A 20,356-nucleotide genomic window follows, 5' to 3' on the forward strand; every position below is an offset into this window, starting at 1 on the left:
AGACCGCGCCCGGGGAGCAGGGGATGTCACGCGTAGCGATCGTCGATTACGGCATCAACAACGTACGCTCGGTGAAGAACGCCGTCGAATATTGCGGCTTCGATCCGGTCGTGACCCATGACGCCGACACGATCGCGGATGCGTCCCACGTCATCCTCCCCGGTGTCGGCGCGTTCGGCGACGCGATGAACAACATCCGCGCCCGTGGCATCGACGAGATGCTGGAGCGCCAGGTCCGCGAGAAGGGCAAGCCTTTCCTTGCGGTGTGCCTCGGCATGCAGCTGCTCGCCAACACGTCCGAGGAACATGCCGACGACGGCGTGGCGCATCGTGGGCTCGGCTGGTTCGATGCCGACGTCATGCGGCTGATGCCGAACGATCCCGCTTTGAAGATCCCGCATATGGGCTGGAACATGGTGGCAAAGGAGCGCGACCACCCGATCCTCGCCAATATCCGCGAGAGCAATCTGGCGTTCTATTTCGTGCACTCCTTCGCCATGCGTTGCAGGGATGCGGGCGACGTGGTCGGATTCGCCCAGTACGGCCAGCCGGTGACCGCGGTCATCGCGCGGGACAATGTCGCCGCGACGCAGTTCCATCCCGAGAAGAGCCAGGACACCGGGATCGAGCTGATGAGCAATTTCCTGCGCTGGAATCCTTGAAGTCCTCGCGATGCTGAAGAAGCGCCTGATCCCGAAATTTCTGCTGCGCGACGGCAGGCTCGTCAAATATGTCCGCTTCTTCGAGAATGAGCGCGCCGCCGGCAATCCGGTGACGACGGCGAAAGTCTACAACGACTATGGGGTCGACGAGTTGATCGTGCTCGACATCGTGCCGAGCGCGGCCTCGCGCGGCCGCGTCGTCGACATCATCGAGCGGATGTCGGAAGAGATCTTCATGCCCTTCACGGTCGGCGGCGGGGTCAAGACGCTCGACGACGTCAACATGCTGCTCCGCGCCGGCGCCGACAAGGTGTCGGTGAATTCGGAAGCCGTGCGGCGCCCGGAATTCCTGCGCGAGGCGGCGCGCACCTTCGGCGACCAGTGCATGACGGTGTCGATCGACTACAAGAGGATCAGCCCCAACCATGCCAGCGTCTTCATCGACGGCGGCCGCGAGCATGTCGCGCTCGATCCGATCGAATGGGCGCAGCGCTGCGAGGAGCTGCACTGCGGCGAGGTGTTGCTCGGCTCGATCGACCGCGACGGCACCATGAGCGGTTACGATCTCGAATTGATCCACAAGGCGGCAAGCGTCTTGAGCGTGCCGCTGATCGTCTCCGGCGGATGCGGTTCGCTCCAGCATGCGATCGACGCCCTCGAGGCCGGAGCGTCCGCGGTGGCGATTTCCTCGATGTTCCTCTTTACCGACCACAGCCCGATCAAGCTGCGCAGCCATCTGTTCTCGCGCGGTCTGGACGTGCGCGCCAGCTTCTCGAGCAGGAATTAGCACCGTGCAGCTTTCGCTGGCCCGTACCGACCTCGCCCTCTATGTGCGAAAGCAGTTCGAGAACCTGTTTCCCGATGGCGCAGACCTTGGCGACCTCCCGAAATTCGTCGAACTTGCGCTCGGCCGGATCGAGCATTGCTTTTCGCGGGTGCGGCTCAAAGGGTTTTTTGCCAACGGCGAGGCTCGATTCTCGCACTGGCACTCCGACCAATATGCGATCTTCCTCTACTACCTCGCCAATTCTGCCTTTCGCGAACGGCCCGGTCATCCCATCGCGGACAAGGCCTACGCATTGAACAAGGCGCTGCACGCGCTTGATGCGTTCTACGAGGTCGAACTGCCCGACGTGTTTGCGGTCCAGCATCCGGTGGGCACCGTGCTCGGCCGCGCCAGCTATTCGGACTATTTCATCTGCTACCACAATTGCACGGTGGGCGCGAACCTCGACAACGACTATCCGTCGTTCGGGTGCGGCATCGTGATGTATGGCGGCAGCCGCGTCATCGGCAAGACCGCCGTGGGCGACAATTCCTTCGTTTCGACGGGCGCGATCGTGATCGACGGCGGCACCCTTGCCGCCGACAGCGTCTTGCACGGCATCTATCCGAATGCTGGACGCTCGCCGACGTCGCGCAACGTGGTGCGCGATATCTTCGGGATGGCGGCCTGATCGATCAGGTCAGCCGCTTGAACCCGGAGTGAGCGACGGGACCGCGCAGCAACTGCCTGATGGCCTTTTGGTCCACCGCCGTGCGCAACTCGCGGAATACCTCGGTCAGCGTTTCCAGGTAACGGTCGACATGGGCGTCGGTGTGCGACCACATCGCGTAGAACGAGCCGGTTGCGAGGATGCCGCGGTCCAGCATCATTTGCGTGAACAGCGTGCGGACTTCCTGCGCGTCGGGCAGGTCGAAGGCGAAATGGCCGAGCGGCGAGATGCCGGAGACGTGCAGCGGCAGGCCGGCGGCCTGTGACGCCTCGGTCCAGCCCTTCTGGACACGCGCGCCGATCCGCATCAGGTGCCGCGCGACGTTCTGCTCGCGATGCTTGCGCAAGGTGGCAAGGGCCGCGACCGGGCCGACGCGCTCGGTCCATGCCGTCGAGCTGACGAAGGTCTCCTGCGCGGCGTCCATCACCGAGGCGCGGCCGACGATCGCGGCCATCGGAAAGCCGTTGGCGATGGCCTTGGCGAACACGGCCATGTCGGGATCGACGCCGTAGGCGAGATGCGCGCCGCCGGAATTGATGCGGAAGCCTGACGTCACCTCGTCGAAGATCAGCGCGGCGCCGCAGCGGTCGGCGAGCGCGCGGATGCCCTTGATGAAGGCCGGCTCAGGCTCGCTGGAGCGCACCGGCTCCATCACGATTGCGGCGAGCCGCTCACCATGGGCGGCGACGATCGCCTCGATCTCGTCGAGCTTGTTGAAATGGAAAGGATGCATCAGCCCGGCGAGACCACGCGGCACACCCTTGGTATCGAGGCCCGGCAGCAGATGGCCGTCGAGCGCGGTCGTCTCGCCAAGATTGGCGCTGAGATACCAGTCGTGCCAGCCGTGATAGCCGCAGAACGCCACCATGTCGCGGCCGGTCGCCGCGCGCGCGATGCGGACCGCGATCGCCATGGCCTCGCCGCCGGCGCGCCCGAACCGCACCATGTCGGCCCAGGGATGCAGCTCGACCAGGAGCTCGGCGAGCTCGATATCCTCGGCGCAGTTCAAGGTCGACATCGAGCCCATGTCGATTGCGCTCTTCACCGCGGCGTTAACGTCGGGGTCGGCGAAGCCGAGGATGGTGGCGCCGATGCCGCAATAGCTCATGTCCAGATAGGTCTTGCCGTCGAGGTCGACGACCTCGGCGCCCTTGGCCGATTTGAAATAGGTCGGCCACTGACCGGGCAGGAACATCTCCGGACGCTTTGAAAGCAGCTGGGTGCCGCCGGGCATAACTGCCCGGGCGCGCGCGTACAGTGCTTGAGCGGAATTAGACATTTCGCTACTCCAATGCGGTCGTGCCACCCAGGTCGATGCCTCAAAGCGGCAAGCGCCGGCAAACAAGCGAGGACTTCGCGCACGCCCAGTCCACGCAGAGCAACGCCAGCTCAAGCTGACGCTGGCCATGCGCCTCCGCAGCGGACTTAGTTACGGATCGCAAACGGTCCCTTCCGGGTCGTTATTGCCTTCGGAGGGTTGAACGGTCAACCAAGCAATTGCCCGATGAGCGCGTGTCAGCTGGAGTCCGATCAGTCGCATAAGTCGAGACTTGCGCATCATCGACGAACTCGCGGCCCCGTCGGCGGCAAGTTGATGGTTCCCCCGCCAACCAGTCACGAACGTACAGCTGGCTGTGGTGTCTAAATACCATTTCACCGCGCGTGTGCGACAGGCCGTCTTCGCCGACAACCACCTGGCGCCCCAACATGGCTCGCGCCTCGGATCTTCCGATGTTCTCAAAACGTTCTTGGCATTTGAACTGCTCTAAGACGAGATCGAAACCTGCCGTGGGGGCCGCGCGAAGCGCCGGTCAGCGCTGAAACGGTGGAGGCACATCCTGCGCCATCATCTGGACGATCCGCGAACGTACAGTGTGAGCCACTCTCCCTCTCGATTTTACAGTGGAAGTGTGTTCTTAGAGCCCAGACTCCGGCTGGCGTCGCGGACTGGCGACTGCCTTCAACCCCTGAATGATGGGCCGACCTATGTTTGTAAAGAATTGCCGCATGTGCGCGAGCGAGCGTCTCGCGCTCTTTCTCGACTTGGGAGAGATGCCGCCGGCCGATCAGTTCCTGCACAAGCACCAGCTCAGCGAGCACCGGGATTCCTATCCACTGCAGGTCGCGGTCTGCGAAGAGTGCGGGCTGATCCAGCTCAACTATGTGGTGCCGCCCGAGATTCTGTACTGCGACGACTATCCCTATGAATCCTCGACCACCACGGCCGGCCGCCGGCATTGGGGTGAGTTTGCCCGCACCACGACGCGCCTGCTCGGGCTGACCAAGGACGATCTCGTCGTCGATATCGGCAGCAATGTCGGCGTGCTCCTGCAGATGTTCAAGGAGCAGGGCACCAAAGTGCTCGGCGTCGACCCGGCCGCCAACATCGCGGAGATCGCCAACAAGAACGGCATCGAGACCGTCGCCGCGTTCTTCAACAGCGAAAGCGCCAAGAAGGTGGTTGCCAGCAAGGGGCAGGCCTCGGTCATTACCGGAACCAACGTCTTCGCTCATGTCGGCGATCTGCATGATTTGATGCAGGCCGTTTCCATCCTGCTGGCCGAGCGCGGCACCTTCATCATCGAGGCTCCGTATTTCCTTGAACTGCTGCACAGCCTCGAGTACGACACCATCTATCACGAACACCTGTCCTATCTGTCGGTGAAGCCGCTGGTTCGGTTCTTCAAGCAGTTCGGCATGGAGATATTCGACGTGCAACTGCGCGACATCCATGGCGGATCGATCCGCCTGTTCGTGCGCAGGATCGGTGTCTCGTCCAGCCCGGTCGCTCCGATCGTCGAACAAATGCTGGCCAATGAAGAACGCGAGAAAATCTACGAACTCGATACCTTGCGGAAGTTCGCGCAGGGCGTCGCCAACAATCGCCTGGCGCTGCGGGCGATGCTGACCGGCCTCAAGCAAAGCGGTAGCAAGATCGTCGCCGTGAGTGCGCCGGCAAAGGGAATGACCCTGCTGAATTATTGCGGGCTGGGCAGCGATTTCCTCGACTTCGTCACCGAGAAGTCCAGGCTTAAGATTGGGCGTTACACGCCGGGCGTGAACATTGAAGTCGTTCCGGACGATATGTTACTGACGCACCAGCCTGACTACGCGCTTCTGCTGGCCTGGAATTTTGCCGAAGAGATCATGAACAATCTCAAGGAATTTTCTGATCGGGGCGGCAAGTTCATCATCCCCATTCCGACGCCCAGGATCGTCGGCTGACATCGTTCCAACTAAATCCTGCCGGGAGCTGTCTCGGCAGCAGGGAGTCATGAGATGGATGTAAAGAAGCTTCCGATTTCCTTTGCGGACAAACGCGGGGAAATCATCGATGTGCTGCAGCGGGAGCCGATCGAGTACGCGACCATCATTCACAGCCGGAAGGACGCGGTTCGCGCCAACCACTATCACAAGGAGACGTGGCAGTGGCTCTACGTCCTGTCGGGAAAGCTTCGCGCCGTTTCGCAAATGCCGGACCAGGCGCCAACTGAGGCGATCATGGGGCCCAACGATCTCATCCTCAGCGTTCCCCACGAACGGCACGCCTTTGAGGCGCTGGAAGACACGACGTTTCTGGTGCTGACGCGCGGCCCGCGCGGCGGTGAGGACTACGAGAAGGATACTTTTCGTCTCGATGTCCCCCTAATCGCACCGAGGGCTTAATGGAAGTCGCCCCGTTCATTCCGGTCTCCGAGCCTCTGATTGGAGACAACACGGCTCCCCTCGTCAACGAGTGCGTCGAAACCGGCTGGGTTTCTTCGGAAGGACGCTTCATTCCGGAGTTCGAGCGCAAATTTTCACAGTTTTGCGGCGCTGCGCACGGCGTGGCCGTAAGCAATGGCACCACGGCCCTTCAGGTCGCCATGAAGGCATTGAGGCTCGAGCCCGGCTCCGAGGTCATCATGCCCTCCTACACGATCATCTCCTGCGCCATCGCGATACTGGAGGCCGACTGCGTGCCGGTGCTGGTGGATTGCGACCCTGAAACCTGGTGCATGGATCTTGACCAGGTTGAAGCCGCGATCACGCCGCGGACGCGCGCGATCATGCCGGTGCACATGTTCGGGCACCCCGTCGACATGCGCCGTGTCATGAAGCTTGCCGCCAAGCACGATCTGCGCATCATCGAAGATGCCGCGGAGGCTCACGGTGCGGAAGTCGAGGGCCGCCGTGTCGGCAGCTTCGGTGACATGGCCTGCTACAGCTTTTACGCCAACAAGATCGTCACCACGGGCGAAGGCGGGATGGTCGTCACCAGCAGTGACCACTATGCCGACCGGCTGCGCTCTCTGCGCAACCTTTGCTTCCGCCCGGAGCGACGCTTCTATCACACCGAAATCGGTCACAATTACCGCCTGACCAATCTGCAGGCCGCGATCGGCGTGGCTCAGGTCGACCGCGTCGAGGACCATATCCGCCGCAAGCGCAAGATGGCCAAGGCCTATCATGAACGGCTGTCCGATCTTTCGCAGATCACGCTGCCGGTCGAGCGGGAATGGGCAAAGAACGTGTACTGGATGTATTGCCTCATACTTGCCGATGACGTTGCCTTTGACGCTGTCGAGTTCGCGAAGCGCTTGCGCGCAAAGGGCATCGACACACGGCCGCTTTTCCTCGGCATGCACGAGCAACCGGTCCTGCGCGAACGGGGCCTCTTTGCCGGCAGCAGCTATCCGGTGACGGAGCGACTCGCGCGCCGCGGCCTGTATGTTCCCTCCGGACTTGGCTTGACCGAGGCGCAGATCGATCGCGTCAGCGCCGCGGTTCGCGAGGTACTTGCGTGACGGGCGTCTTCAACGATTCCTATGCGGCGACCTATGATACGGTCTATGCCGAGAAAAACTACGCCGCCGAATGCAAGGCGGTGGAGAATCTGATCGCCAAGTTCGGGCGCGGCGAAGCCAGGAAAATGCTGGACTTAGGCTGCGGAACGGGCAGGCATGCCGTGATATTCGCAGGCGACGGCTTTGATGTAACGGGTGTTGATCAATCCGAATCGATGGTCGCGCGTGCGCGCGACCGCGCGACGCAGATGAAGCTCGGCGCCAACCCGAAATTTCTTTGCGGGGATATCCGGAATTTCCCGGCCACCTCGCCGTTTGATGTGGCCGTGATGAATTTCAACGTCATCGGCTACATGGCTAGCAATGACGACGCGCTGGGCGCGCTGGGCGCGGCGCGAAAAAACCTGCGGCAGAACGGCTTGCTGATTGCGGATTTCTGGTATGGGCCCGCCGTGGTCACGGATCCACCGGGCGAGAACACACGGGAGTTCGAGACTGGCGATGTACGCGTTGTCAGGTTCTCTTCAGGTCTTCATTTGCCCGACCGCCAGTGTTGCGAGATTACGGTCAAGGTCACGCGCCTGCAGGGCGATCGCGTCCTCGATGAGGCACTGGAAACCCATCGGGTCCGGTACTTCTTCCCGCTGGAGCTTGAATTGATGCTTCGCGTCAGCGGATTTCAACTGATGGCACTGACCGGCTTCCCTGACATCGACGCGCCCGTGAGCGCGCGCAAGTGGGCTGCAGCGGTGGTCGCTGTCGCGATCTGATTTGCTCAGTCAGCTCGATTGCGAGGCCTGCGGCTTTGTAGCGACCTGCAGATACATTACGGCCGCCATATCGAGCAAAGGATAGGCCTCGAGTTTTTCATACGGCCAAAGCATTCTCACGAATTCGGGGCCCGCACGCCAATGGAGCACGCGGTTCACCTTCAGGCTCATGCCGGATTCGTGCAGCATGCGCGCAACGTTCGAGCGCGTGGCGGTAAACTGGCTCCATTCCAGCCGGTCTTTCGCGGCCTTGATGAAGTTGACGGGGTTCCAGACGATCGGCTCGCACACCACGATCGCGCCGCCGGGTCTCAAATGGTCGCGCATGGATTCAATGGACGCTCGCGCGTCTTCGAAATGATGCATCGCGCCGCTGCAGAAGATCGCATCAAAGGTCTTGTCGGTGGCGATGTTTTCCGCAGCCGAGACCACGTAGTCGACATCGAATTTGGCAAGCCGGATCTTCGCCTTCTCCAGCATCTTGGGCGAGATGTCCGACAAAGTGTAGCGAATATTGCGATGCGCGTTGGCTTCGAGGAAGTGGTAGGCATGAATGCCGGTACCGCCGCCAAGTTCCATCACGTCGTAGGATTCGAGCGCGGGCAGGTGGTCGAACATCACCTTCGAGATCTGATCGATCTTATAAAGATGGTTGGAATTCTCGCGATTGTAGGTCTCGTCGAAATGATCGGCGATCGTTTCGTAGTGGTCGAGATTGTCTTGGCGTGCGGACATAAAGTCGCGTCCCTCTAAGGCCATGCCTGAATTGTGGTAGCCTCAACCTTGCCACACGGCGCGAAAATGCACAACCAACCTCGCGATTGCAGGGCGGATGGGCCGCGCGCCGGGTTCGCCTTGAATCAGTCGCGGCGCTGATACAGTTCGAATGTGCGATCTCCCACCTTCGCGACCGATGCAAGGCTGAAGCGCCTGGCCACCACGTCGCCGAACGGAATGCCATCGCGGACCGTGCGGGCAAGCACATCGCCGTAACTCGCGCGTCGCTCGACCAGCAGCGTGCGATAATCGCGATCAAGCGCCCGTCGCATATTGTCCTCGTTCCAGAACCCGGCTTCCCAGGTGATCGCGTCTATTTTTGCGCGATCCTCGGGCGTTACTCCGGGCTTCGGTTCGCGATAATTGGTCGGAAGATAGAGCGACCGAGCCTCGATGACGCCGCCCGCCAACCAAACCGCTTGTGCGGCCTCTACTCTGTCGCTCAGCACCAGCACGCGGCCCGTCGGAGGAAGGATCGGTCGCAATTGCGCCGCCAGCTCTGTCGCCGCCGTTCGGACCAAGTCGGTCTTGGGGCGCAACAAGGTGGGGAACGAGGGGGAGGCGTGCATTACCACGGCCATGACGCATACGCAGATGAACGCGGCGAACACCGGGCGTGAGTTAAGCGTGAGCCGAGAAATTTCGCCGAGTAAAGCCGCTACGCCGAGCGCTCCGACCGGCAGGAAGTAGTTCGTGTAGGGAATGATGCAATCGACGCAGTAGGACAACGATAGCAGATAGTGCAGCAACGTCGCAGTCCAGAAATAGACCAGGATGAGATCGATCGGCTTGATCCGTCGCTCGCCAGGCCCGCGCCAGGCCGAGAGAATCCGCAGCGCGACCACGGCGAGTGTCATGGCCGATACGGCAAAGTAGGGCCGAAAGAAATACAGGTAAAAGTAGGTCGGCACCTCCCTAAGCGAGAGCACGGGATCGAGAGGAGAAACGGTCAGAGGGAGGATTTTTGAAATTGGCGCGGGCGGCGCGCCCAGCAAGGAAGCAATCTGCGACAGCCCGGGCACGTCGAGGACTACTTCCAATAGTCCATTCCCGAACACCCACAACGTCGCAAGAGAAGCGGCTAAGAATGTCACGACAGCAACCGCCAGGCATTCGATTTTTCGCCGCGGCTCAATCAGAAGCGCCCAGGCAGCCGGCAGCATGGCGATCGGCAGCATGTTCGGGCGCGTGAACAGCAGAGCCCACAGAATGATGCCCGACAAACCCCACGCGATCCATCGCGTGCGCACGGCAAGCAGCACCAGTATGAGTGCCAGCGACAGGCAACTCACCAATGCATAGGGCGTCGCCGTGGCAAAATAGGTTAACGTGACGGGATAGCCTGCGACAAGAACCGCCGCGCCCGTGCCCGCCAGGCGTGATTGGCCGATGCGCGTGCCGGTCAGATAAACCAGCACCAGACATGCGATGGCGAAGAAGATCGCCAGTGCCCGGCCAGGAAGATAGCCGATGCCGAATAGCCACTCCATGGCGCCGACGCTGTAGAACGGCAGCGGCATGTAGAAGGTCGGATCGATCGCTGAATAAGGCGGTACCTGCCCAGTCAGGTACCAATACCCCTTCATCAGGTATTTGCCTTCGTCCATCCAGGTGTCGAGCGTGAGCGCGTTGAAGGCAAGCTGGCAGAGGGCAAACAACAGGCAGATGATCAGGATCGGCAAGGCGAAACGGTCGCCCGTCTTGCCGACGAGCCTTCCGTCCGAATCCGTTGTTCGATCGGGCACGTGTTGCGGGCGGAAGATCATGTTGGATTCTATATTCCGTCTGCCGCGGATTGTGTCGGCGCTGCAACTCGAACACGCAAACGATACCACTCCAAAAAGGCTCCGACGATCGCCAGCATACCATTGACTGCGATCATGAGGGCCGAGATCGCCAACGCATCGACCATTGAAACGTCCTGAAGACGCAGGAGCGCCACGAGCGCGCCGCCCGACGCCAACTGACCGATCGTGATTGGAATGAGTCCGGCAACGCTCGTCAGCCCTCCGATCCAGCACCAGTCGAAGAAATCAACACGAACCCCGACCCCGGCGGCCAAAACCATGAAAGTCAGAACATTCACGATGTGCACCAGCGCGCCGACCAGCACTCCGGCCAAGACGCGCCAGGGGTTTGCGGTCGCTATGTGCCATTGTTGAATCGCTGTCCGCAGTTCACGCGCGACGATAGACGAATAGGCTGATGTCCTGCCTTCCACCCACGACGCAAGTCGCTCGGCACGGAGAAAAAAAGCATCGTGGCGCAGCGCAATCAACATGACGACCAACAACGTCAAACCAGCCAGCGCGATCTGCTGTAGCTGCAGCGGATACTGACTTGAGGATAACGCAAAACCAACCACCGAGACCGACAACATTCCGATGAAGGAGGTTAGCCGATCGGTGATTACGGAAACGGTTGCGCCGCCGACACTGCCGGATTGGCGAGAGATCAGGTAGATCTTCGCGGCCTCTCCGCTGGCCTGACCCAGAAAGAAGAAGCTGTAGAACTGTCCGATGAGCGCCGTTCTGAAGAGTTCTGCCATCTTGATGGTCGGGATAACGAAACGCCACTTCGCGGCAGTCAGCCCGACGGCAAGCATGGACAGCGCGAAGGCTTCTACGATGACGCGGAAACTCGATCGGAGAATGACGGCGTAGATTTCACGAATGCCGCTGAGCCAGACCACGACCCCTATGATGATCGGGACCGTGATCCATTTCAGGAACAACAAGAGCCTTCGCATTAAATAATCCCGGTCTTTGAGATACCTTTCCGCCGCAGCCCTCGTTCCACCGTGGAAGACTTCATGGAACGATACCTGACGACGTAACGGCTATGACGACCACTTTCCCGGAGACGAGGTCCCATCTACTGGCCGATCGGTCGAGGAGGGCTGCAACCACACTCCGACACGGTCACGGTTCAAGCCGCAACAGCAACAGTCTTACGCGGCGTGAAACGAGGGCAATGATCGTTGCGGTAAGCAAGATCGCCAGTAGCGGAAACGCAAGCGGCACGCCGGTGGATCTGTCGTGGAGCAGCGAAGCCCTGCCGGTCGCGCCGAGAAATGCAAACAGGAATACTTGTGGGGCACTGAAGATGAAGGTCGCGATTGAATAACTTACGATGTCAATATTTGTCAGCCCGAACAGGTAGTTTTGTAATGCGCTGGGAACGGGCGCTCCGAGGCGCGCCAGAGCGATTATACGCCAGCCTTCGGCGTCTACCGCTTGCGCGACAACCTTGAGCCTCGGCTTCGTTTCCAGCATTCTGCGGCACCAGTTCGAAGCAATGTACCGCGACGTACAGAATGCGAGGATTCCGCCGACCGTCCCGCTCAGCAGAATGATTGGCGCAGCCGCCACTCCGTACGTCACGCCGACCGCAATGATCAGCACGGTGCGAGGAAAGACGACGAAGGCGGTCAACAAAAAAAGCAGGCAAATTGCCGCCGCGGAAACCGGCGTCAAGCTGCCAAAATGCTGAAGCCAATCATTGAGCGCTTCCGTCATCAGTTGAATATCAGTCCAAATCCATGGCCGCCCACTGCTGGACGCCGGAACCACTGCAGCCGATTTCGTACATCGACTCATGGCAACGCTGACTTAGGCCCAAACCGAACCGATCCGTACGGAAAGCGTAACGATGCCGGCTATCCTCTAGCAAATCGAAATTGCCGTGGCTATAGGCGCTTTGGGACGGAGGAGGGACGTTTCAATGGGGCAAATTCGCCTGAGCGCGGATCGAGAAGCCACCAAGTGATGCGTTCCGGCCACGGACGGCTGCCTCGCAATTGATGGCCCGGCCCGGCACTTCCCTCTTTCGCCGGATTGGGCTAGCGAAGTCCCTTGGGGGGCATCCCCGCAAGGGGACTGGTATTGACGAGCCGGGAGGCGCAAGCGGCCTTCCGTCGTTGCGATGCCTCGGCTTTCGGTTTTTTGCAGAATGCGAGCATGGATCCGGGCAAGCATCCTGGTTTCGCCGAACCGGATGCTTTCGATTTTGACTACTGTTCTGAGGGGCAAAGATGACGAGCAGCGTTGATAGATCCGTTGAGCCGCGGCTGAGCGTTGTGATCGCGGTCTTCAATGAGGAGAACAACCTCTCGGCGCTCGTTGACGAGATCAACGCGGTCTGCGATGGGCGAGGTTGGGTGCGCGAGATTATCGTGGTGGACGACGGTTCGACCGATGAGAGCGCGCGCGTGGCGGGTTCTATGGCGAACGTCACGGTATTCCGCTTTCGACGCAACTTTGGACAGACCGCTGCCTTCGATGCCGGTTGCCACGCCGCCAAGTATGAATACGTCATAACGATGGACGGCGACGGGCAGAACGATCCCGCCGACATTCCCAATTTGATCGCGCATCTGGAGGCCAACAATCTGGACGTGGTCTCGGGCTGGCGCGTTAACCGGCAAGATACGTTTGGCAAGCGCTTCGTCTCGCGCGGCGCAAACCTGCTGCGCAAGCTGTTCCTCAACGACACGATTCACGACAGCGGCTGCTCGTTGAAGGTCTACCGCCGTGAATGTTTCGACAATGTTCGCCTGTACGGCGAGATGCACCGGTTTATCCCGGCGCTGCTCGAAATGCAGGGGTTCTCCGTCGGAGAGCTGCCCGTCAATCACCGGCCGCGCCGGAGCGGGATCTCGAAATACAACGCGGTCCGGACCATCAAGGGGTTCGCCGATATGGTGCTGCTCTGGTTCTGGCGCAGCTATTCGGTCAGGCCGATCCACCTGCTTGGCGGCATCGGTGTCCTGTTCTTCGTCGTGGCGGCGATCTTCGGCTGTCGCACAGTCTGGCTATTCCTCACCGACAGGAAACTATCGAGCACGCTGGAGCCGTTGCTCACCGTCTTCAGCTTCATCGCGGGGCTGCTGTTCGTGTCGCTGGGAATCCTGACCGACATCTTGATCAAGATCTACTACGCTATAGCCGCTGAGCGCTATTATTCCGTCCGCGAGATCATCAAGAACGGCACGGTGACAAAGGTGACTGGCCGCCCGAACGGGCTCGAAGCTCAGATTGCTCCTCGAGCCACGTCCCATGATTGAACCAAGTGCACGGAGAATGACCAGCGACGTGTCTCCGGAATTGGCTCCGTTGAGACAGGTCGGAATCAGTGCATTTCCGTTGTCGATGGGGCGCGATACTGGGCGCGGCCTCGAGCGGGTAATTGCCGAGCTAGTGACCGGCCTCGATGCCATCAGACAGCCTTATGTCTTCCACGATCGCGGCATGCTTCTCACCGAAGCCGCCGTGCTTCGGCAGGCGGCGAATTTCCTGTGGGACTTGCGCGGCGTCCGCCACGACGTCTGGTTCAGCGTCTATTCGGTGTCGGCCGTCTTCACGATCCTGGCGCGCAAGCGCCCCGTGGTTACCGGGGTCTACGATCTCATCCCCTTTCTGGCGCGGGGCTACGACAACTATCTGAAATATTCCATCAAGCGCCGCTGTATCGAATTCGCCTGTCGGCACAGCGATGGACTGATCGTGCCGTTTCCATCGACGGCCGAACAGGTCGTCAACATGTTCGGGGTGCAGCCGGATCGTATCGGTGTCATCCCGCTCGGCATCGACCACGACAGGTTCTGGTGTGACGCCGCAATCCCCAAGCGCAAATTCCGCATCGGGTTTTTGGGTGAAGCCAAGCGGGCGAAGGGGCTCGATACCGCGATCCTCGCCTTTGCCGAAGTTGCCAGGCAGAATCCGGACGCGTTTCTGGCTATCGCAAGCGGCGGAAATGAACTGGAAGAGATGAAGGATCTGGCGCGCAAGAACATTCCGCCGGACAGGTATGAGTTTGTCGGCTTCGTGCCAGAAGAGAACATGAGGCAGTTCTATTCCGAGCTGGATCTGTTTTTGTTTCCGTCGCGATATGGCTTCGGCATGAGCGCGGTCGAGGCCATGGCCTGCGGAACACCCGCCATCGCGGGCCGAACCCTCGATTCGACGGATTTCTTTACCCACGAACTTTCGCTGGTGGACCCGAACTCGCCCGCGGAACTGGCTGCGCGGATATCGCTGCTTCTGACCGACCGGCAGCGTCATGCTGAGTTGCGGGAGTGGGCGCTGAAGCGGGTTCAGTCCCTTTCGTGGACACGCATGGCCGAGAAGTATGTGGAGTTCTGGAAGCAGATACGGGATCGTTACCGATCCGGCGATCGTACCCCGTCTGCTTGAGACAACCCCGACGAGGGCGCGGCTTGCCATGCTTGCCGCTCGGCTGTGCGGCGAATACTGTGTTGTTGTCCATTAGGGATCTTGCATCATTGTCATCAGCAATTTCAACGCCTGCAAAGCAAAGTTCGCGCGGCGCTTTCCAGATATTCGCGGCCGTCGGACTCGCCGCCGCGATTCTGCTGTCAATAGCCACATATTTCTCTGCGCTTTCGCAATACCCGACAGCCGACCAGATCACGACAATGAAACGCCTGGGCGCGTTTCTCTCCGATGTGAAGTCGATCCAGCTGAGTGACGGCTCTTTGATCTCCCAGTTGTTGATTGCATTTCCGGCGCAACGGCTGGACCAGGCGCTAGCTCATTCCTATCAACTCAATGACCTGATCGCCTGGGATATTCACTACACGCCGTTGCTGCCGTTTGCGACGATACAAGTCATCGTCGCGTTGGCGTTTCTTACTTATCTGGCGGCGCTTGTTGTCCGACTTTGGTCACCGTGCGGCTGGCGCCTGAATGCGTTCTTGCTTGCACTTCTCGTCATCATGAATTTTCCTATGCTTAAAGGCATTGCGAAGGTTCTGAAGTACGATATTCTTTCGACGCTGTTCGCCGTCATCGCCATCTTGCATTACGTTGGATATCGCGCGTTCGGGCGCAACGGCCCCGTTATTGTTGCGGCGTTTTGCGCGCTCGCCTATCTCGAAAAGGATACGACGCTCGCGATCACGCTTCTGATCTGCTGGGTTGAACTGCTGTTGACACCCTTCGTGGTGCCAACACTCGGGACGGCGGTAGCGTCAGCCGTGCGGTTTCTCTGCACCTTCGCGCTGACCTTTCTGATTGCGCTCGTGCTGCTGGTGCCGAAAATCTGGTTGAGTCCCAAGGCGCTGCTCTCGGCTTTCGCGAGCGCGCCATTGTATTTCGTCAACATCAAACCGTCTCTTGCGGTGTTCCTCGCCGGTCTTCTTGCGCTGGCCTATCTCGGGTTGCCGGCGGCCCGAAGGCGATGGCCGGCGCGCGTCCCGGCCAGCGCTCCAGCGTTGGCCGTCACCGTACTCTTTGCTGCTGTCTCGGTGCTCGTCTTTGCATTTGGCGCATCAGCAATATTGTTCCAGTCGAATGTTCTGTTCGATCCGACGATCGCCGGAAACGACATCGATATCGATGCGTTGCGCGCACAGTCGATCTATGTCGCAAGGCCAATCGCATACAGCGCGATCACCACCATGGATCACAGCGCCGTGCTCCAGCACCTGAAGGTGTTCTGGAGCATGGTTCGTGCGATTTTCTACACCTTGCCGGAGATCACCCTGTTGATGATAGCAGGGGCGGCGCCATTGTTCGTGCTCGTTGCGCGAAAAGACCCATCCGTTGCAAAACGGCATGCGTTGCCGTTGTTTCTGGTGCTGCTGTTCCCGGTGGCAATGCTGGCCGCATACGCCCTGGCGGACCTGCCGTTCGAACCGAAGTATCTTGTTGTGGTGAGCTTGCTGCTGACGATCTTCGGTGTCTATTCAACTTTGCTCTGGCTCGACCATATCGCCGTTCCGGCGGCCGCAGCTGTGCAGCTGGCGGTCGCCCTACTAATGGCGCTGACTGCGGTGTCGGCGGCGCCGTCCTATCTGCGATATAAGAACCTGCTGCGTGATCGGCCGCTGGAGAATGCCGCAGCGTTGGATATGAATCGCTACATCTGGTGGACCTGGCCGGGATGGGGCGAGACCGCGTATCCGATCGGCCAATACATCGAAAAAAACGTCGCGGCGAGACCGGTGACGATCGCGTTTGACTACTGGGCTCCTTTCTACCAGGCGCCGGGCTTGAACTGGGTGTCGGCCGATTTCGCAAAATGCCAGTCAATGGATGATCTGAAGAACCGGCTGCAGGAGATGAAAGCGCAATCCGTTGACTTTCAAATCATCAGCAAGAACATGAGTAATAGACAATGGTGCTTAAATGCCATTCTCAAAAAAATGAAAGACAGGGCCGTTTTTGTCGATCGCCAACAGGGGTTTGAGTACGGCTGGTTGTTCCGCTTTAGCGACGTTTTGGAAGCGTTTCCCCGCTAGCCGAGATGCCCTCTTCGGCGCTGGCATCGACTCGTTGCGGCGCCATGCGGACGAGCTTGTTTGGGCAAAGTTAAACAGCAAACTAGAATGTCTTTCCTGGTAGACAACCCGCTATACACGGCTCAGAACCGGAAGGTTGCTCTTCGAGCCTTTGAACAGGTATGTAGGTTTGCCGTTCGCACTCCTCTATGATGACCGGAAGTCTCGACCCCTTGTATTTATCGCCGTCGAAGAAGACGGCGTAAGGTGATTGCTGCTTCCCTGAAGACGAAGCCACCTCTCTAATACAGACAAAGGATGATCCTGGGCCGTGATCAGTCTTGCGCACATTGGACACTTCGAGCGGACCTGTAAAATGCGCACCATTGGCTGCTCGCGTTACTCCCATCCGTAGTGCATGATCCGTCAATGGATTTTCCGGAGGAGCCGCAGGCGGCGCAACTGATGCGTCCGGCCAGATCGAACAGGCGGACAGAACAAAACAGAGCAGCGGAACAAAACGCATTGATGTAGTCATAGCCATAAATAGGCGTCGTGATCGCTTGGGGCAAGCGCGCCGCATGCGTCCGCCAATCTCGTTAGAATTTCCCGCGCCATCGGCATGTGTCACTTCATCGATTGAAGGAACGCGACCTCCGCGTGGAGCATGAACGGAACCTGTTATCTCGTTCCGTCGTTAGAACGTCCCACCAGGCCCTCCACGAGCGCAATCTATTGAAACCATACTAGTTCTTTTCACGTCAACAGAGCCAGTGGAGCATGCAAACATGTTGATGTGCAGTTTGCCCTCGACAACATCGACAGTCTGCGACAACCGATGCATACAACAGACAGCCGACATCCGGTACGTTTACGGCCAGCGCCGGCGTTGCGCTTCGTACGGGTCGTGGGCGCCTGGATCGGTCACCCGATAGACGCGTCCGTTCGTATTGGGGTCGGAATTGTCGGAGGCTGAGAATACCAGCGCTGGCGGATCCTCGCTTGTCTGAAGGAAAATATACCGGCCGCCGCCCATTGCAGCGACTTCGGATCGCAAGGTGTGCGCTGGCCCGAGCGCCTTGCCATTCTCCGTCAGCTCAAGGGTCGCGCGGCGCGGGTCGTTGGGGACATCCCCTTTTGCCCCCGCAATCTTGTGATAAGCCACGTAAGCGTTTGGGCCAATCTTGGTGAAAGGTCTGCGCAGCACGTCGGCATTCAGCGATGGCTTGTACGTTGCGTCAAGGTACAGTGCGACTGGAAGGTACGCCGCGGTGGCTGCGAACGCCAGTATGATGGGTCTCATTCCGGTTGCGTCTCCTGCAAAGACTGTCAGGTCGAGCAGAGCTATACCTTCTGATCGTTGCTGTCTATTTTCTCCAGCCTAGAGCATTCTCAGGCTTCAACGACGCGGAGCCTGGTCGACTTCGTTCACGGCCTGGCGATAGCGGGCAAGGGCGATGTCTTCGCGATACTTCTCGGCGATGCCGGCCGCACGAACGCCCTTGTCCTTCGTGGCCTGACGATCGCCGGCCGCCTCGCGAATGGCGCGCGCGAGCTCGGCTGGATTTTCGGGAGGAACGACCCATCCGATTGCCGCTTCTCCGAGCACGAGCGCGCCTTCGGAATTGGCTTCCGAGGTGATCACGACAGGTCGCCCGACAGCCAGGATGTTGTAAAGGCGGCTGGGGATCGAGACACCGGCGATGTTCCGGCGATAGGGAATGACCCAGAGATCGGCCGCCGACAGAAATTCCTCGAGCTCGTCTTCGGGAACAGGCTTCAGGATGGTGACATTCTCGAGACGATCCTTGGCGTAGAGGTCATTGAGTGTGGCCCAGCCCACGCTCCATCCGGACAGGATGAAATGAATGTCTTTGCGGTCTCGCAACAGGCGGGCCGCTTCGAACACCGTGGCGGGATCGTGTGTGAAGCCGAGATTGCCGGACAGGCCGACGATGAACCTGGACGGATCCGGCGCCCGGAATCGGCTCGTCGGATCGATCTGTCGATAGCCGATCGGGGTCAGCGGCCAGTTTGGAATGTAGCGAAGCTGCTCCGCGGTCACGCCGCTATATTTTCCGATCAGCGGCGGCACGTCGCGACCGATCACGACGATCGCATCAAGCCGCCGGAACAAGAGCGTGTTGGCAAAGCGAATGAAGCGGACCGTGAGCGAGTTGGAGCGGACCATGCCGGCCGCCTCGAGCGCTTCCGGGTAAAGATCATATATCAAGAGCATGGTCTTTGCTCCGCGCAATCTGGCGGCGAGGAGCACGGTGTAGGGCAGAGTGAACGGGGTCGTGACGCAGAACACGATGTCGCCCGACCTTGCCCGCCGCAGGACCGAGAAGAACATCCGGACTGCAAGCAGACAGATCGCCGCCGCGCGCTGGACGATCGCCGATTTGCGAGGATTCCAGTTCTTGATTTCAACGACCTCGGGCTTGCGGCCGATCGTGCGCGAGCCTGGTGTCGCCGAGATCACAACGAGCTGCCGATCCCTGGCGAGGCTCTCGGCGATCTTGCCGACATAGACTGCCGTCGTCGTCGTGTCGGGCGGATAGAACTGGGCCGCGATGATCAGTTTTGCAGAGGTGGCCATATGCAGACGCGATCCTCGACCGTCAGGCATGCGGCTTATGGCCGTCTGCCTGGCTTTCCGCCTGATACGCCGCGTAGGCGCGCTTCAAGCCGTCGTGCAGCGAGGTCGTCGCGCGCCAGCCGAGCTTGTCGAGCCTGCTGACGTCGAGCAGCTTGCGCGGTGTACCGTCGGGGCGCGAGGTATCGAACGAGATCTCGCCGCGATAGCCGACGAGCTCGGCCACCATGAGCGCGAACTCGGCGATGGCGATGTCCTGGCCGGTCCCGATGTTGATGAGATCCGTGCCCGAGTAGGTCTTCATCAGGTGCACGCAGGCATCCGCCATGTCGTCGACATAGAGGAACTCGCGCCGCGGCGTGCCGGTGCCCCAGACCACGACATTCCTCGCGCCTGACAGTTTCGCTTCGTGGAAGCGCCGGATCAGCGCGGCGACGACGTGGCTCAGCTCGGGGTGGTAATTGTCGCCGGGGCCGTAGAGGTTGGTCGGCATCACGCTGATGAAATCGCTGCCATACTGGCTGCGATAGGCCTCCGCCATCTTGATGCCGGCGATCTTCGCAATCGCATAGGGCTCGTTGGTCGGCTCCAGCGGGCCCGTGAGCATCGAGTCCTCGCGCAAGGGCTGTGGCGCCAGTTTTGGATAGATGCAGGACGAACCCAGAAACATCAGCTTCTCGGCGCCATTGAGGTGCGCGGCCTGGATCACGTTCGCAGCGATCGCGATGTTGTCGTAGATGAACTCGGCGCGCAGCGTGTTGTTGGCGACGATGCCGCCGACCTTGGCCGCAGCCATGAAGATCACCTGCGGCCGAACCCTGGCGAACCAGTCGAACACCTGGGCCTGGTTGCAGAGATCGACCTCGCGCCGCTCGGTCGTGACGAGCCTGACATCTTCCCGCGCCAGCCGGCGCAGAAGCGCGCTGCCGACCATGCCGCGATGGCCGGCGACGTAGACGCTCTTGCCCTTCAGCTCAAACGGTACGCTTGCCATTTGCGACATCCCGCTTGGCCTCCGTCAGA

Annotated in this window: 18 protein-coding genes; 10 read left to right on the top strand and 8 right to left on the bottom strand. The window is 60.1% G+C overall.

The window, feature by feature from the left end:
- Positions 1-23: 23 nt before the first annotated feature.
- The 3 genes from hisH to JQ621_RS33710 are packed head-to-tail and all read left to right on the top strand — an operon-like array spanning position 24 to position 2,119.
- Positions 24-662 (top strand): imidazole glycerol phosphate synthase subunit HisH, encoded by a 639-nt coding sequence (hisH, locus tag JQ621_RS33700; protein ID WP_212241380.1) that lies wholly within the window; start codon positions 24-26, stop codon positions 660-662.
- A 10-nt stretch (positions 663-672) separates the two neighbouring features.
- Positions 673-1,449: an imidazole glycerol phosphate synthase cyclase subunit gene (locus JQ621_RS33705; protein WP_212241381.1), complete on the top strand. Its 777-nt coding sequence runs from the start codon at positions 673-675 to the stop codon at positions 1,447-1,449.
- Positions 1,450-1,453: 4 nt separating this feature from the next.
- Positions 1,454-2,119 (top strand): LbetaH domain-containing protein, encoded by a 666-nt coding sequence (locus JQ621_RS33710; RefSeq protein ID WP_212241382.1) that lies wholly within the window; start codon positions 1,454-1,456, stop codon positions 2,117-2,119.
- Positions 2,120-2,123: 4 nt separating this feature from the next.
- On the opposite strand, the gene JQ621_RS33715 is transcribed toward JQ621_RS33710, so the two are convergent.
- Positions 2,124-3,437 carry an aminotransferase class III-fold pyridoxal phosphate-dependent enzyme gene (locus JQ621_RS33715; protein WP_212241383.1) on the bottom strand — a complete coding sequence of 438 codons (1,314 nt, stop codon included), beginning with the start codon at positions 3,435-3,437 and terminating at the stop codon, positions 2,124-2,126.
- A gap of 728 nt (positions 3,438-4,165) precedes the next feature.
- On the opposite strand from JQ621_RS33715, the gene JQ621_RS33720 reads away from it, so the two are divergent.
- Genes JQ621_RS33720 through JQ621_RS33735 form a run of 4 tightly spaced genes read left to right on the top strand, consistent with a single transcriptional unit; the run spans position 4,166 to position 7,715 of the window.
- Positions 4,166-5,383, top strand: a complete 1,218-nt coding sequence (locus JQ621_RS33720) for a class I SAM-dependent methyltransferase (RefSeq protein ID WP_283813228.1) — start codon at positions 4,166-4,168, stop codon at positions 5,381-5,383.
- Positions 5,384-5,437: 54 nt separating this feature from the next.
- Entirely contained in the window at positions 5,438-5,824 is a 387-nt protein-coding gene (locus JQ621_RS33725; protein ID WP_212241387.1) for a cupin domain-containing protein, read from the top strand.
- Positions 5,824-6,945, top strand: a complete 1,122-nt coding sequence (locus JQ621_RS33730) for a DegT/DnrJ/EryC1/StrS family aminotransferase (RefSeq protein WP_212241389.1) — start codon at positions 5,824-5,826, stop codon at positions 6,943-6,945. The genes JQ621_RS33725 and JQ621_RS33730 overlap by 1 nt, the downstream gene beginning before the upstream one ends.
- Positions 6,942-7,715, top strand: a complete 774-nt coding sequence (locus JQ621_RS33735) for a class I SAM-dependent DNA methyltransferase (protein WP_212241390.1) — start codon at positions 6,942-6,944, stop codon at positions 7,713-7,715. The genes JQ621_RS33730 and JQ621_RS33735 overlap by 4 nt, the downstream gene beginning before the upstream one ends.
- Before the next feature lie 9 nt (positions 7,716-7,724).
- Here the strand turns inward: JQ621_RS33735 and JQ621_RS33740 are convergent, their stop codons facing one another.
- The 4 genes from JQ621_RS33740 to JQ621_RS33755 form a co-directional block, all read right to left on the bottom strand.
- Positions 7,725-8,450 carry a class I SAM-dependent methyltransferase gene (locus tag JQ621_RS33740; protein WP_212241391.1) on the bottom strand — a complete coding sequence of 242 codons (726 nt, stop codon included), beginning with the start codon at positions 8,448-8,450 and terminating at the stop codon, positions 7,725-7,727.
- A 125-nt stretch (positions 8,451-8,575) separates the two neighbouring features.
- Positions 8,576-10,258 carry a dolichyl-phosphate-mannose--protein mannosyltransferase gene (locus JQ621_RS33745; protein ID WP_212241392.1) on the bottom strand — a complete coding sequence of 561 codons (1,683 nt, stop codon included), beginning with the start codon at positions 10,256-10,258 and terminating at the stop codon, positions 8,576-8,578.
- 8 nt (positions 10,259-10,266) lie between these two features.
- Complete coding sequence (locus JQ621_RS33750) at positions 10,267-11,241, bottom strand: lysylphosphatidylglycerol synthase transmembrane domain-containing protein (RefSeq protein ID WP_212241393.1); 975 nt, start codon at positions 11,239-11,241, stop codon at positions 10,267-10,269.
- A gap of 172 nt (positions 11,242-11,413) precedes the next feature.
- Positions 11,414-12,010: a TVP38/TMEM64 family protein gene (locus JQ621_RS33755; RefSeq protein WP_212241394.1), complete on the bottom strand. Its 597-nt coding sequence runs from the start codon at positions 12,008-12,010 to the stop codon at positions 11,414-11,416.
- 515 nt (positions 12,011-12,525) lie between these two features.
- Between JQ621_RS33755 and JQ621_RS33760 the strand changes: the two genes are divergently transcribed.
- The 3 genes from JQ621_RS33760 (at position 12,526) to JQ621_RS33770 (ending at position 16,755) form a co-directional block, all read left to right on the top strand.
- The gene (locus JQ621_RS33760; RefSeq protein ID WP_212241395.1) at positions 12,526-13,557 is read left to right on the top strand and encodes a glycosyltransferase family 2 protein; all 1,032 of its coding nucleotides are present in this window, start codon (positions 12,526-12,528) and stop codon (positions 13,555-13,557) included.
- A gap of 16 nt (positions 13,558-13,573) precedes the next feature.
- Positions 13,574-14,686: a glycosyltransferase family 4 protein gene (locus JQ621_RS33765; protein WP_212241397.1), complete on the top strand. Its 1,113-nt coding sequence runs from the start codon at positions 13,574-13,576 to the stop codon at positions 14,684-14,686.
- Between the two features lie 89 nt (positions 14,687-14,775).
- Positions 14,776-16,755, top strand: a complete 1,980-nt coding sequence (locus JQ621_RS33770; RefSeq protein ID WP_212241398.1) for a hypothetical protein — start codon at positions 14,776-14,778, stop codon at positions 16,753-16,755.
- Between the two features lie 850 nt (positions 16,756-17,605).
- On the opposite strand, the gene JQ621_RS33775 is transcribed toward JQ621_RS33770, so the two are convergent.
- The 3 genes from JQ621_RS33775 to fcl form a co-directional block, all read right to left on the bottom strand.
- Positions 17,606-18,037: a hypothetical protein gene (locus tag JQ621_RS33775; protein ID WP_212241399.1), complete on the bottom strand. Its 432-nt coding sequence runs from the start codon at positions 18,035-18,037 to the stop codon at positions 17,606-17,608.
- Between the two features lie 96 nt (positions 18,038-18,133).
- On the bottom strand, positions 18,134-19,336 hold the full coding sequence (locus tag JQ621_RS33780; RefSeq protein WP_212241400.1) for a glycosyltransferase family 4 protein: 1,203 nt from the start codon (positions 19,334-19,336) through the stop codon (positions 18,134-18,136).
- Between the two features lie 22 nt (positions 19,337-19,358).
- Positions 19,359-20,327 carry a GDP-L-fucose synthase gene (fcl, locus tag JQ621_RS33785; RefSeq protein ID WP_409334265.1) on the bottom strand — a complete coding sequence of 323 codons (969 nt, stop codon included), beginning with the start codon at positions 20,325-20,327 and terminating at the stop codon, positions 19,359-19,361.
- Between the last annotated feature and the right edge of the window lie 29 nt (positions 20,328-20,356).

It is taken from the genome of Bradyrhizobium manausense, from assembly GCF_018129685.1.
Taxonomy (GTDB): domain Bacteria; phylum Pseudomonadota; class Alphaproteobacteria; order Rhizobiales; family Xanthobacteraceae; genus Bradyrhizobium; species Bradyrhizobium manausense_D.